The following is a 13,895-nucleotide window of genomic DNA, read 5'->3' on the forward strand; positions in this document are numbered from 1 at the left end:
AAGCGTGAACAAACTCATTCCATTCAGCATTCTCCTGGGGCTCTCCCTGCCGGTACTGGCGGCGCCCACCCTGGTGTCGGAGCAGGTCAGGCAGGAAGGCAAGCTCGGCATTCCCTATCAGCTGTACCAGCTGGACAACGGCCTGACGGTGATCCTGGCGCCGGACAAGTCCGATCCTCTGGTGCACCTGGATGTCACCTACCATGTGGGGTCGTCGCGCGAGACGGTGGGCAAGTCGGGCTTCGCCCACTTCTTCGAGCACATGATGTTCCAGGGCTCCAAGCACGTTGGCGATCAGGAGCACATGCGGATCATCAACGAGGCCGGTGGTGACATGAACGGCACCACCAACAAGGACAGGACCAACTACTACGAGACGGTCCCGGCCAACCAGCTGGAGAAGGTGCTCTGGCTGGAGGCGGATCGCATGGGCTTCCTGCTCGATGCGGTGAGCCAGAAGAAGTTCGAGATCCAGCGCGCCACCGTGAAGAACGAGCGGGGCCAGCGGGTCGACAACCAGCCCTATGGCCTGGTGAGCGAACGGGTCGGCGAGGCGCTCTATCCGCGCAACCACCCCTACTCCTGGCAGCCCATTGGCTATGTGGAGGATCTCGATCGGGTCGACGTGAACGACCTCAAGCAGTTCTTCCTGCGCTGGTATGGCCCGAACAATGCCACCCTGACCCTGGGGGGCGATTTTGACAGCAAGCAGGCCCTGGCCTGGATTGAGCAGTACTTCGGCCCCATCCCCCGCGGCCCCGACGTGGCGGAGCCGACCCCCATGCCGGTCACCCTGCCCGAGACCCGCTACATCACGTTGGAAGACAAGGTGCACCTGCCCCTGCTCTACATCAGCTACCCGACGGTGTCCCTCGGCGATCCCCAGGAGCCGGCGCTGGACATGTTCGCCGACGTGCTCGGCGGTTCGGCCAGCTCCATGCTCTATCAGTCCCTGGTCAAGAGCGGCAAGGCGCTGGACGTGGGCGCCTCCCACTACTGCGAGGAGCTGGCCTGCACCCTGACCGTCTACGCCTACCCGAACCCGGCGGTGGACGGCAGCCTCAAGACCCTCAAGGGGGAGGTGGACAAGGTGATAGGCGAGTTCGCCGGTCGCGGCCTCAAGCCCGAGGATCTGGAGAAGGCCATCAGCAAGTACCGCGCGTCCACCATCTGGGGGCTGGACAGCGTGTCGGGCAAGGTGAGCCAGCTCGCCATGGGTCAGGTGCTGGCCCGGGATCCCGATTATGTGTTCAAGAGTCTGGATGCCATCGGCCAGGTGACACCTGAGCAGGTCAAGGCCGCCTACGACAAGTTCATCGCGGACAAGCCCTCGGTAGTGCTGAGCGTGGTGCCCAGGGGCAAGCTGGATTGGCAGGTGGCCAAGCCCAACTTCACCCCTGCCAAGCGGGAGCTGCCCGACTATAGCCAGCATGACGCGGCGCTGGCCGAGCGCCCGGTCAAGGACAGCTTCGATCGCAGCGTGCAGCCCAGGACGGCGGACGCGGTGAGCGTCAAGGTGCCCGCCATCTGGCACGGCAAGCTGGGCAAGAACATCGAGATCATCGGCACCAGGAGTGACGAGATCCCGGCTGTCTCCATCATGATCGCCCTGCCGGGTGGCATACGTGCCGAAGGCAAGCACGAGCTGGGGCTGGCCAATCTGACCGCCGCCATGATGGGGCAGGGCACGGTGCGCCTGACCGAGGCCCAGCTCAGCGACGAGCTGCAAAAGCTCGGCTCGGACATCAGCGTCTCCAGCGCCCAGTACAACAACCTCATCACCATCAGCACCCTGGCGGACAAGTTGCCCCAGACCCTGGCGCTGGTGCGCGAGGTGCTGGAGCGTCCCGGCCTGCGGGAGGCGGACTTCGAACGGGTCAAGGCCCAGCTGCTGCAAGGGATGAAGCAGAGCGAGCAGCAGCCGGAATGGCTGGCGGGTCAGGCGTTTCGCGAGCTGGTCTACGGCAAGCAGAGCCGTCTCGGCCAGCCGGCCGATGGGGTGCTGGCGGATGTGGAGAAGCTGACCCTGGCGGACGTGAAGCGCTTCTACCAGCACTACTACAACCCGACCGGTGCCAAGGTGGTGGTGGCCGGGGATGTCAGCCAGCAGCAGGTGGAGGAGCAGCTTGGCTTCCTGACCCAGTGGCAGGGGACGGCGCCCGTGCTGGGCGATCTCAAACCCAGGGGGGAGCAGGCCAGGCCCGGCATCTATCTGGTGGACAAGCCGGGGGCGCCCCAATCGGTGATCCGCATCGGTCGGCGCGCCATGGCGTTCGATACCCTGGGGGATTACTTCACCGCCGGGCTGATGAACTTCAACCTGGGGGGCAACTTCAACAGCCGGATCAACCTCAACCTGCGGGAAGACAAGGGTTACACCTATGGCGCCAGCTCGGGTTTCTCCGCCAATCGGGACGTGGGCGTCTTCGCCACCGGTGCCAATGTGCGCGCCGACGCCACCGTGGATGCCATTCGCCAGTTCCTCAAGGAGATGGATGGCTACCGCGGGAGCGGTCCGACCCCGGTGGAGCTGGCCTATATGCGCAGCGCCGTCTCCCAGCAGGATGCCCTCTCCTACGAGACCCTGGATCAGAAGGCCGGATTCCTGCTGCAGATGATCATGTATGACCTGAAGCCCGACTTCGTGCAGGCCCAGAGCGCGCTTATCAAAACGGTGTCGCCTGAGGTGCTGAAAGCCAGTGCGGCCCGCTGGCTCGACCCGACCGACATGGTGATAGTGGTGGTGGGTGACAAGCAAAAGCTTGAAAAACCCCTGGCCGAGCTTCATCTTCCCATCTATCCGCTGCAACTTCCCTGAGGGAAGCGTGCGGCATGCCTGAGCGCCGCCCCGGCTGGGGCGGCCAACAATGAGCCTTGAATATGACTACATCTAGCTTGTCACTGCGTGAGTTGCTGGCGGCTCTGGGAACCCCGGAGCGTCTGCCTGCCCTCAAGGGGATCCGTCGTGGCCTGGAGCGCGAGACCCTGCGCATCACCCCGGATGGCGGCCTGGCCCAGGGGGATCACCCCCGCAGCCTGGGCTCGGCCCTGACCCATGCCAACATCACCACAGACTACTCGGAGAGCCTGCTGGAGTTCATCACCCCGGCCACCGACTCCATCGAGAGCCTGATGGAGCAGCTCGGTGACATCCATCATCACGTCAGCCAGCACATCGGCGAGGAGCGGCTCTGGCCGCTCTCCATGCCCTGCTTCGTCGGCGACGAGGAGAGCATACGCCTGGCCCAGTACGGCAGCTCCAACATAGGCAAGATGAAGACGCTGTACCGCCAGGGCCTCAAGAACCGCTACGGCAGCCTGATGCAGGTGATCGCCGGCATCCACTTCAACTTCTCCATGCCGGACAGCTTCTGGTGCGAGTGGCAGGATCTGGCGGGGGAGCCCTGCTGCAGCCAGCGTTTCATCTCCGAGAAGTACATGGGGCTCATTCGCAACGTCTACCGCTTCGGCTGGCTGGTGCCCTACCTGTTCGGCGCCTCCCCGGCCATCTGCAGCTCCTTCCTCAAGGGGCGGACCAGTGCGCTGCCGTTCGAGAAGCTCGGCAAGGGCACCCTCTACCTGCCCTATGCCACCTCGTTGCGGCTGTCGGATCTCGGCTACACCAGCAGCGCCCAGAGCCGGCTCGACATCAGCCACGACAACCTGCCCGCCTACGTGGCCTCCCTGCGCCGCGCCATCAACACCCATGACCCCGAGTTCGCCAAGATAGGGGTCAAGGTGAACGGCGAGTACCGCCAGCTCAACGACAATGTGTTGCAGCTGGAGAACGAGCTGTACGCCCCGATCCGGCCCAAGCGCACCCCTCGCAGCGGCGAGAAGCCCTCGGACGCGCTGGAGCAGCGCGGCATCGAATATATCGAGCTGCGTACCGTGGACGTGAACCCCTTCACCCCCCTCGGCATAGAGGCGGAGCAGGTGCGCTTCTTCGACGTCTTCCTGGTCTGGTGCCTGCTGCGCCCCTCCGCCCAGCTGACGGAGCAGGAGATAGCCCGCAACCGTCGCAACCAGACCAAGGTGGTGCTGGAGGGACGCCGTCCCGGCCTGACGCTGGAAGACGAGCAGGGGGCCGCCATCGGCCTCAAGGAGTACGGTCTCCAGCTGTTTGACGAACTGGCGCTGGTGGCGGATCTGCTGGATCGCTGCTGCGGCCGCAATCGCTATCGCGAGACATTGGCCATGCACAGGGAGAAGCTGCTGGATCCCGAGCTCACCTATTCGGCGCGCCTGCTCAGGCGCTTGCAGGAGGCGGGCCTGGACAACGGCTGCTTCGGCGACGCCCTGGCGAGCCAATACCGGGAGCAGCTGCTGGCCGGTGAGCTGCAGTACTGGGATGAAGCCTACTTCGCCGGCGAGGCGCGGGACTCCCTGCTCAAGCAGCGGGAACGGGAGCGGGGGGACAGCCTGTCGTTCGACGACTTCCTGGCGGACTACTTCGGGACTCGCCAGACCACGACCTGACCCCTTGCCCGCCCATGGCAAGGTCGAGAGCCGCTCATTGAGCGGCTCTTTTCATTGGCCGCGCGCCGCCTCCGGGCCCGTCCCCGGCACCGGAAAACGAAGTGTGAGTCAGCCTTCACTTCAGCAAGCCGATCGACGCTTTTATTGTCAAACGGCTCACATTTCCCCCTCTTGTCCCTTGAGTCTGGTGCGTCAGACGCCTAGTTTTCGATCACTGAAACGATTCAGCTTTCACGAAACCATTCACAAGCACCATTCACACGCACAAGAGACACGAGGATAACGCCATGTTGAAGAGACTCTCCATTGCCGTGCTGCTCGCCCTGGGGGCGAGCTCTGGCCAGGCCGCCGAATTCCTGCTGACCGATTCCCAGCAGGGGCTGGATGTGGGGGACTGGAAGATCACCAGCGACAAGCTGGGGATCAAGAGCCCGGTGCCCTTCTCCATCGAGAAGAAGCGCCTGCACGGCGGCCGCCAGGAGGGGGTGGATCTGCTCATCGTCGACAACGGTGTCATGAAGATCACCCTGGTGCCGACCCGTGGCATGGGGATCAAGGAGGTCAAGGGGGCCGATGTGCGCCTCGGCTGGGACTCCCCGGTCAAGGAGGTGGTCAACCCGGCCTTCATCGATCTGGAGAGCCGCGCCGGGCTCGGCTGGCTCGATGGCTTCAACGAGATGCTGGTGCGCTGCGGCTACGAGTGGACCGGTCACCCCGGGGTGGATGACGATGGCCGCCTCAAGAGCCTGCACGGCCGGGTACAGAACATTCCCGCTTCCGTGGTCAGCGTGACAGTGGACGAGGAGCCGCCCTACGCCATTCATGTGCGGGGCCGGGTGGACGAGCGCACCTTCAAGATGAGCGAGCTGGTCACCTGGACCCAGCTGAGCGTAGTGCCCGGTGAGGCGGAATTTGCCCTGCAGGACAAGCTGACCAACCATGCCGACTACGAGAACGAATACCAGATCATCTATCACGGCAACTTCGGGGCGCCCATCCTGGAGGAGGGGGCCAAAGTCAGCACCCCGGTCAAGCAGATCTCCCCGTTCAACGACTACGCCAAGGCGGGTCTCAAGGGCTGGCAAACCTACCAGGGGCCGACCAAGGGCTTCGACGAGATGGTGTTCAACCTGGTGCCCTACGGCGACGCCGACGGCAATACCCTGGCGGTGCTGAACAACAAGGCAGGCAGTGCCGGGGTGGCGGTGGGCTACAACACCCGCCAGCTGCCGGTGCTGACCCTGTGGAAGAACACAGACACCCTGGCCCAGGGCTATGTGACCGGCATAGAGCCCGGCACCAGCTATGCCTACAGCACCAAGTACCAGCGCCCGCTGGGGCTGGTACCCAAAATCCAGCCCGGCGAAACCAAAACCTTCGATCTGACCTATCGCCTGCTGCAGAGCGCCGACGAGGTGAAGCAGGCCCTGGCCCAGGTGGACAAGATCCAGGCCGGCCGCCCCACAGAGCTGCGGGAGCAGCCCCTGGTCAAGCTGCCCTGAGTGGCAGGCAGATAGCAAAAAGCCGCTCGATGAGCGGCTTGTTGCTTCTTCAGATCGGGGCGCCTCAGCAGCGCCCCTTCTTGGCCTGTCCCGGCGGGCAGAAGGTGCCATAGCCGCCACGATCGCCATCACTGACCCGGATCCGGGTATCGTCCACGCTCACGTCGGCGCCATGCACCCGCACAGGCCCATGGCTACAGCCCGCGAGCAGGGCCCCCAGCAAGATCATCAAGACTCGTTTACCCATATTGCCTCCTGTTCTTTTCCTTATTATGAGGCAGGGTGACCCTGTGCCCTATGGCCTCAGGAAAGGATGCGTCACTCGGTGGCGCAAACATGAGAGGGGGCGCCATGGCGCCCCCTCTCATCGAGATGTATTCCCGTCATGGCCTGACGTTGCCAGCGCCGCTTGTCCGTCTCACAGCCGGAAGTTGCCCACCAGCTGATCCAGCTCGCTTGAGAGTTGCTGCAGGCTGCGGCTCGAGGCGGTGAGCTGGTGGGCGATGTCCGCCGTCTCCATGGTGAGCTGGTTGATGTCTTCCACGTTGCGGTTGATCTCGCCCACCACGCTGGACTGCTCCTCGGTGGCGGTGGCCACCTGGATGTTCATGTCGCTGATCTGGGTGATGTGGGCGGTGATCTGGCCGAGCGCCCCGTTGGCCTCGTCGGCCTGGCCCACCACGGTCAGGCTCTGGTTGCGGCTCTGGGTCATGGCGCTCACCGCGCGGGCCGACTGGGCCTGGAGGCCGTCGATCATCTTCTGGATCTCCTCGGTGGAGGCGGCGGAGCGGCTGGCGAGGTTGCGGACCTCGTCGGCCACCACGGCGAAGCCGCGCCCCTGCTCGCCGGCCCTGGCCGCCTCGATGGCGGCGTTGAGGGCCAGCAGGTTGGTCTGCTCCGAGATGCTGCGGATGGTGTCGAGTATGCTGCCGATGGCATCGGTCTGGCCGGCCAGGGAGCCGATGACCCCGGAGACCGATTCCAGCTCGTCGGAGAGGCCGACGATGCCGTGGCGGGCCTGTGCCACCACGTCGGCCCCGGCGTCGGCCTGGGTGTTGGCCTGGCGGGCGACGTCGGCGGCCAGGGAGGCATTGCCGGCGATCTCGCTGACGGTGACGCCCATCTCGTGGATGGCGGTGGCGACCTGGACGGTGCGATCCCGCTGGGCGGTGCAGTTGTGCTGGGTGAGCTGGGCCTGTTCGGCGACCTGGGCGGCGGTGCTGGCCAGCTGGCGGGAGTTGCTCGCCACCTGCTCGATGGAGCCATGAATTTTGGCGACGAAGTTGTTGAAGCCTCTGGCGACCTCGCTCAGCTCGTCCCGCCCGTCCACCTTGAGGCGCTGGGTCAGATCGCCGTCACCGCTGCCCAGTGCCCGGAACAGGCGAGCCAGCTCGTTGAGGGGGCGGCTGACGGAGCCTGCCAGCACCATGCCGAGCAGACCCATGCCCAGGGCGATGGCCAGGCTGACCAGCAGGATATGGAGGCGGGCCTGGTCGAGCTCGGCATAGATCTCGGCCTCGGGCACCTGGACCACCAGGTACCAGTCGAGCAAGGGGATATAGCTGGTGGCGAGGATCACCGACTGACCCTCTACTTCGGCCCGGCTGGCGGCGAACTCCTGCTTGGTGAGCAGGGCGGTGGCGTCCGGTCCCGCCAGCTGGCTCAGGCTGTCGCGGTCGATGCGGGCGGCGTCGGGGTGCAGCTTCACCTTGCCGCTGCCATCCGTCATGAAGACGAAGCCGCTGTCACCGACCCGGAAGTTGGAGAGGGTGGCGACCATGGTATCCAGGGACTTGGCGAGCCCCGCCAGGCCGCGGCCACCCAGCTGCTGGAAGTTGACGAACAGCTTCATCTCGCCGTTGCTCTCGCGAAAGATGCTGAGCATCAGATCCTGGGGGCGCTTGGTGTAGTCGTAGAACCAGGCGTCCTGCTGCGGGGTCAGGTTGCGCAGGAAACCGTCCTGGTTGTAGTAGGCCGCGCTCTGGCGGTCGGCGAAGGAGGCGGTCACCAGGCCATACTGCGCCGTGAGATCCTTGAGCTGGCCGATGAGGATGCCTTCCTGCTCCTTGGGCATGCCCCGCTCGACCCAGTCGAGGGCGAAGCGGTCGCTGGCCAGCTGTCTGGCCGCGTTGGCGACCGAGTTGAGATCCTTCTCTATGTCCTTGCCGATGCGCTGGGTCAGGTTCGGCAGCTCCTGTTCGAACATGCGGCTCTCGATCAGCTGCTGGGCCGAGCGCTGGCTGAAGTAGCCCACCAGCAGACAAGAGAGCACCACGGCCAGGGTGACGGTGGCGAGTATTTTCTGTTTGAGGGTCAGGCTTGCGAGCATGGTGTTGACTCAAGATCCGGTTGCAAGAGGGTCATCATGGTAGCGGCCATCGGGATGAATTCTTGAGTGCCGGGCCGGGTTTTATTCAGGGTTTGCGTTTGCGCTCACGGCGCAATGGGGAGATGGGCATCATCTGGGTTCGATCCCGTGACCCTCCGCGCTCACGGCGGTTCACGGGACGGTTGCGGTTCCCCGTTCGCCCCTTATAGTAGGCTGCAATCATCGCAATGCGCCTGACCCATGGACACTCATATGCACGCTTCTCGCCGGGAATGGACCCGACCCCTTCTTCTGCTGCTGCTCGGCTGCCTGTCGCTGGCCCTGCTCTGCTCCCAGACCATGGCGGCGGAGCGCCCCAAGGTCGCCCTGGTGCTCAGTGGCGGTGGCGCCAAGGGAGCGGCCCATATCGGCATCCTCAAGGTGCTGGAGCAAAAGCGCATCCCGGTCGATATCGTGGTCGGCACCAGCATGGGATCCTATGTGGCGGGCATGTACGCCATGGGGCTCAGCGCCGAGGAGGTGGAGCGCACGACGCTGGCCATCGACTGGAACCAGGGGTATCAGGACAAGGTGGGACGCAACGAGCTCTCCCTGCGCAAGAAGCAGCAGAACGAGCAGTATCAGCTGCGCACCGACATCGGCGTCAATGGCAACACCACCCAGCTGCCGGACGGTTTCTTCCAGGGCCAGTCCATGGCCAGCCTGCTGCGCCACGCCACCTCCAACCTGCCGGTGCAAAAGAGCTTCGACGACCTGCCCATTCCCTATCGCGCCGTGGCCACCGACATGGAGACGGTGACCCCCTATGTGCTGGCGAACGGCAGCCTGGCCAAGGCGATGCAGGCCTCCATGTCGATCCCGGGTGCCCTCAAGCCAGTGGAGTGGGAGGGGCGCATCCTCTCCGATGGCGGTTCGGTCAACAACATGCCGGTGGACGTGGCCAAGGCCATGGGAGCGGACGTGGTGATCGCGGTGGACATCGGCGCCAGGCTGCGCACCCGTGAGGAGCTCAAGTCCGGGCTGGCCATGATAGATCAGCTCACCACCTACATGACCCAGGTCGGGACCGAGAAGCAGAAGGCCCTGCTGGGGCCCAAGGACATTCTGCTGACCCCTGAGTTCGGCAACATGGGCATCGCCGACTTTGCCCTGATGCCGGAGGGGATCAAGCGTGGCGAGCGGGTGGCCGAGTCGGCCTCGCGCCAGCTCGACGCCCTCTCCCTCTCCAAGGCGGACTACGCCACCTATCGCAACCAGAAGCTGAGCCGCCGTGCCGAGCGCAGCGGCCAGCCCGCCTACTTCATCGACAAGGTGGAGCTGGTCAACAAGTCGCGTCTCTCCGACGAGACCATGATCGCCACCCTCAAGGTGCGTCCCGACAAGGTGCAGACCAACGAGAGCCTGGAGGCGGGGATCCGTCGCCTCTATGCCCTGGAGTCGTTCGACCGCATCACCTATCAGGTCGAGGAGCGGGGTGGCGAGAACGTGCTGGTGGTCGACGCCAGCGAGAAGAACTGGGGCCCGGGCTATCTCAACTTCCAGCTGGGTTTCTCCGACGATTTCCAGAGCGATTCCAACTACAACGTCGGCATGTCCTACACCCTGACCAATGTCAACGAGCTGGGGGCCGAGTGGCTGACCGAAGCGTCGCTGGGCACGGCCAAGCACATCAAGACCGACTTCTACACCCCGCTGGAGGCGTCGCAGACCTTCTATGGCGAGGCAAGCCTGGGCTATGACAAGACCCAGCGCCGCATCTTCTTCTCCACCAGCGATGAGCCCAGCCTGCCGGTCGACTATGTGGAGTCCGAGTACAGCTTCTTCAGCGCGGATCTCTCCCTGGGCTGGAATCAGCAGCCCTGGAGCCGCCTCTCCCTGGGGCTGAACGGCAAGGTGGGCACCATAGATCTGCAGGTGTTCAAGGATGCCTCCGTGGATGCCACCGCCTGGGGCCCCTATGTGCGCTTCGAGCACGACACCCTCGACAGCCGCTACTTCCCCTACGCCGGGGTCTACTGGGATGCCAAGGCAGGCTATACCCGGGTCACCATGGACGATGGGGCCGAGCTCGACAGCCATGAGCGTTCCGCCGGCATCAGCTATCACCTGAGCCTGGTCAAGCCCTGGTCCTGGGACAGGCACAGCGTCAACCTGTTGCTGGAGGGGGGCGGGCTGGACACCGACGAGGCGGTCCCTCTCGACATCCAGGATCTCGGCGGTCTGTTCCGCCTCTCCGGCTTCCAGCGCTATCAGCTCTCCGGGCGCTACAGCCTGTTTGGCGGCCTGCGCTACATCTACCGGGTGGCGGACAACGACTTCGGCGCCCTGCGGGCCCCCCTCTACCTCGGTGGCTCAATCGAACGGGGCGGGGTCTGGAACAAGGGGGCGGACATCGATTTCCAGAGCGCCCTCACCGCGGGATCCGTCTACGTGGGGATCGAGAGCTTCCTCGGCCCCGTCTTCCTCGGCTATGGCATGGCCGAGGGGGGCAACGATGTGTTCTACCTGCAGCTCGGCAGCACCTTCGAATAGCATGAAAATGCTGACAACTTGTTAAGTTGAATTTCCTGTTATTTCTGTTAACAGGCAAAACATCAGCAAGTTTAATTGGTTAGCCATGGCAGATGAATATGTGTGCAGGGATTGGATTTTAATTACTCGTTAAAACTTATATAGTGGGGAGCACCCTAAGGGTGTCCCGCAAGGACGATCGCCGCCAGCCTGGGCGAGCCCCAAAAAAGACCAAAGAGGAATTAGTCGTGCTTGAAACCTACCGTAAACACGTCGAAGAACGTGCCGCCGAGGGCGTGGTTGCCAAACCTCTGGACGCAGAGCAAGTCGCCGCACTGGTTGAACTGTTCAAGAACCCCCCCGCCGGTGAAGAAGACTTTCTGAAAGAGCTGTTGTCCTCCCGCGTCCCGCCCGGCGTCGATGAGGCCGCCTACGTCAAGGCCGGCTTCCTCACCGCCGTCGCCAAGGGCGAAACCCACTCTCCCATCCTGACTGCCGCGCAAGCTGTCGAGCTGCTGGGCACCATGCAGGGGGGCTACAACATCCAGCCGCTGATCGATCTGCTGGACCATGCCGAGCTGGCGCCCCTTGCCGCCAAGGGTCTCTCCCACACCCTGCTGATGTTTGACTCCTTCCACGATGTGCAGGAGAAAGCCGAGGCGGGCAACGCCTTCGCCCAGCAGGTGCTGCAATCCTGGGCCGACGCCGAGTGGTTCCTCTCCCGTCCGGCCCTGGCCGAGAAGATCACCGTCACAGTGTTCAAGGTGACCGGCGAGACCAACACAGACGACCTGTCCCCGGCGCCGGACGCCTGGTCCCGTCCCGACATTCCGCTCCATGCCCTGGCCATGCTGAAAAACGCCCGCCCCGGCATCACCCCGGATCAGGATGGCACCGTCGGCCCCATCAAGACCATCGACTCCCTGAAAGAGCAGGGCTTCCCCCTGGCCTACGTCGGCGACGTGGTCGGCACCGGCTCTTCCCGCAAGTCCGCCACCAACTCCGTGCTCTGGTTCATGGGGGACGACATTCCCTTCGTGCCGAACAAGCGTGCCGGTGGTGTCTGCCTGGGCGGCAAGATAGCCCCCATCTTCTTCAACACCATGGAAGATGCCGGCGCCCTGCCCATCGAGGTGGACGTCGCCAAGCTGAACATGGGCGATGTCATCGACATCTTCCCCTATGAGGGCAAGATCTGCCGCCACGGCACCGACGAGGTGCTGGCACAGTTTGAACTCAAGACCGAGGTGCTGATCGACGAGGTGCGTGCCGGTGGCCGCATTCCGCTCATCATCGGCCGCGGCCTGACCGACAAGGCCCGCGAGGCCCTGGGGCTGCCGTTCTCCACCGTGTTCCGTCGCCCGCAGCCCGTGGCCGACACCGGCAAGGGCTACACCCTGGCCCAGAAGATGGTGGGCAAGGCGTGCGGCGTGCAGGGCATACGCCCGGGCACCTACTGCGAGCCCAAGATGACCACGGTCGGCTCCCAGGACACCACGGGTCCCATGACCCGCGACGAGCTCAAGGATCTCGCCTGCCTCGGCTTCTCCGCCGATCTGACCATGCAGTCCTTCTGCCACACCGCGGCCTATCCCAAGCCCATCGACGTGCAGACCCACCACACCCTGCCGGACTTCATCATGAACCGCGGCGGCGTTTCCCTGCGCCCGGGTGACGGCGTCATCCACTCCTGGCTCAACCGCATGCTGCTGCCCGATACCGTGGGCACGGGCGGTGACTCCCACACCCGCTTCCCCATCGGCATCTCCTTCCCGGCGGGCTCGGGCCTCGTGGCCTTCGCCGCCGCCACCGGCGTCATGCCGCTGGACATGCCTGAATCCGTTCTGGTGCGCTTCAAGGGCGAGCTGCAGCCGGGCATCACCCTGCGTGACCTGGTCCATGCCATCCCCTATGCCGCCATCCAGAAAGGGCTGCTGACCGTCGAGAAGGCTGGCAAGAAGAACATCTTCTCCGGCCGAATCCTCGAGATCGAGGGGCTGCCGACCCTGAAGGTGGAGCAGGCGTTCGAGCTGGCGGACGCCAGCGCCGAGCGCAGTGCCGCCGGTTGCACCATCAAGCTGGATCAGGCTCCCATCGCCGAGTACCTGAAGTCCAACATCGTCATGCTCAAATGGATGCTGTCCGAGGGCTATGGCGACGTGCGCACCATCACCCGCCGCATCAAGGGGATGGAGGAGTGGCTGGCCAATCCGGTGCTGATGGAAGCGGACAAGGACGCCGAGTACGCCGAAATCATCGAGATCGATCTTGCCACCATCAAGGAGCCCATCCTGTGCGCGCCGAACGATCCGGACGATGCCCGCCTGCTGAGCGACGTGGCCGGTGACAAGATCGACGAGGTGTTCATCGGTTCCTGCATGACCAACATCGGCCACTTCCGCGCCGCCGGCAAGCTGCTGGACAAGTTCCAGGGCTCCCTGCCGACCCGGATGTGGATAGCGCCCCCCACCAAGATGGACAAGGATCAGCTGACCGAAGAGGGCTACTACGGCATCTTCGGCCGGGTCGGTGCCCGCATCGAAATACCCGGCTGTTCCCTGTGCATGGGCAACCAGGCGCGCGTGGCGGAAGGGGCCTCCGTGGTCTCCACCTCCACCCGCAACTTCCCGAACCGTCTGGGCAAGGGCGCCAACGTCTACCTGGCTTCCGCCGAGCTGGCCGCCGTTGCCGCCATCCTCGGCAAGATCCCGACCGTTGCCGAGTATCTGCAGTACGCCAAGACCCTGGATGCCACTGCGGCGGACACCTATCGCTACCTGAACTTCAACGAGATCGCCTCCTACACCCAGAAGGCCGATGCGGTGATCCTGCAGCAAGCGGTATAAGGCTGGGCGCCGGTAAGGCGCACTCAGCATGAAGACGAGCCCCGGCCCTGTGCCGGGGCTTTTCGTTCATGGGGCCCGCGGTCGGTCTGGTCAGACCTTATTGAGTAAAAGGTGATCTAGGTCGCAAAAGCAGCAGAAACACCACAGTATCATGTCGCCCCTCCGGGCTGTGGCTATGGATGTTCGCCATTTTCCGTTCGGGTGAAGGCGGAGCCATGGTGGCCACTG

At 64.3% G+C, this 13,895-nt stretch carries 7 protein-coding genes; 5 read left to right on the forward strand and 2 right to left on the reverse strand.

Annotated elements, in window-relative coordinates:
- Nucleotides 1-4: 4 nt before the first annotated feature.
- The 3 genes from ACLHZ1_RS10970 (at nucleotide 5) to ACLHZ1_RS10980 (ending at nucleotide 5,981) form a co-directional block, all read left to right on the forward strand.
- Complete coding sequence (locus ACLHZ1_RS10970; protein ID WP_427262114.1) at nucleotides 5-2,818, forward strand: M16 family metallopeptidase; 2,814 nt, start codon at nucleotides 5-7, stop codon at nucleotides 2,816-2,818.
- Between the two features lie 62 nt (nucleotides 2,819-2,880).
- A complete protein-coding gene (gene gshA, locus ACLHZ1_RS10975) occupies nucleotides 2,881-4,479 on the forward strand; it encodes a glutamate--cysteine ligase (protein ID WP_427262115.1) in 1,599 nt (532 codons plus the stop codon).
- 287 nt (nucleotides 4,480-4,766) lie between these two features.
- Nucleotides 4,767-5,981, forward strand: coding sequence for an aldose 1-epimerase family protein (locus ACLHZ1_RS10980; protein ID WP_427262116.1), 1,215 nt, complete (start codon nucleotides 4,767-4,769; stop codon nucleotides 5,979-5,981).
- A gap of 64 nt (nucleotides 5,982-6,045) precedes the next feature.
- Here ACLHZ1_RS10980 and ACLHZ1_RS10985 read toward each other — a convergent pair whose 3' ends face one another.
- Together ACLHZ1_RS10985 and ACLHZ1_RS10990 are read right to left on the reverse strand one after the other, a co-directional pair.
- A complete protein-coding gene (locus ACLHZ1_RS10985) occupies nucleotides 6,046-6,228 on the reverse strand; it encodes a hypothetical protein (protein WP_427262117.1) in 183 nt (60 codons plus the stop codon).
- Nucleotides 6,229-6,399: 171 nt separating this feature from the next.
- Nucleotides 6,400-8,310 carry a methyl-accepting chemotaxis protein gene (locus tag ACLHZ1_RS10990; protein WP_427262118.1) on the reverse strand — a complete coding sequence of 637 codons (1,911 nt, stop codon included), beginning with the start codon at nucleotides 8,308-8,310 and terminating at the stop codon, nucleotides 6,400-6,402.
- Between the two features lie 252 nt (nucleotides 8,311-8,562).
- Here ACLHZ1_RS10990 and ACLHZ1_RS10995 point away from each other — a divergent pair, with 252 nt between their 5' ends.
- Both ACLHZ1_RS10995 and acnB read left to right on the forward strand, forming a co-directional pair.
- Nucleotides 8,563-10,842 (forward strand): patatin-like phospholipase family protein, encoded by a 2,280-nt coding sequence (locus tag ACLHZ1_RS10995; RefSeq protein WP_427262119.1) that lies wholly within the window; start codon nucleotides 8,563-8,565, stop codon nucleotides 10,840-10,842.
- 227 nt (nucleotides 10,843-11,069) lie between these two features.
- Nucleotides 11,070-13,667: a bifunctional aconitate hydratase 2/2-methylisocitrate dehydratase gene (gene acnB, locus ACLHZ1_RS11000; protein ID WP_427262120.1), complete on the forward strand. Its 2,598-nt coding sequence runs from the start codon at nucleotides 11,070-11,072 to the stop codon at nucleotides 13,665-13,667.
- The last annotated feature ends 228 nt before the right edge of the window (nucleotides 13,668-13,895 follow it).

Source organism: Aeromonas sobria (assembly GCF_050266975.1).
GTDB lineage: Bacteria > Pseudomonadota > Gammaproteobacteria > Enterobacterales > Aeromonadaceae > Aeromonas > Aeromonas sobria_B.

Excerpts from the sequence above, each read along its gene's own strand:
- ACLHZ1_RS10990 (WP_427262118.1), bottom strand. The coding sequence starts at position 8,310 with ATGCTCGCAAGCCTGACCCTCAAACAGAAAATACTCGCCACCGTCACC.
- ACLHZ1_RS10995 (WP_427262119.1), top strand. The coding sequence starts at position 8,563 with ATGCACGCTTCTCGCCGGGAATGGACCCGACCCCTTCTTCTGCTGCTG.
- ACLHZ1_RS10980 (WP_427262116.1), top strand. The coding sequence starts at position 4,767 with ATGTTGAAGAGACTCTCCATTGCCGTGCTGCTCGCCCTGGGGGCGAGC.
- ACLHZ1_RS10985 (WP_427262117.1), bottom strand. The coding sequence starts at position 6,228 with ATGGGTAAACGAGTCTTGATGATCTTGCTGGGGGCCCTGCTCGCGGGC.
- gshA (WP_427262115.1), top strand. The coding sequence starts at position 2,881 with ATGACTACATCTAGCTTGTCACTGCGTGAGTTGCTGGCGGCTCTGGGA.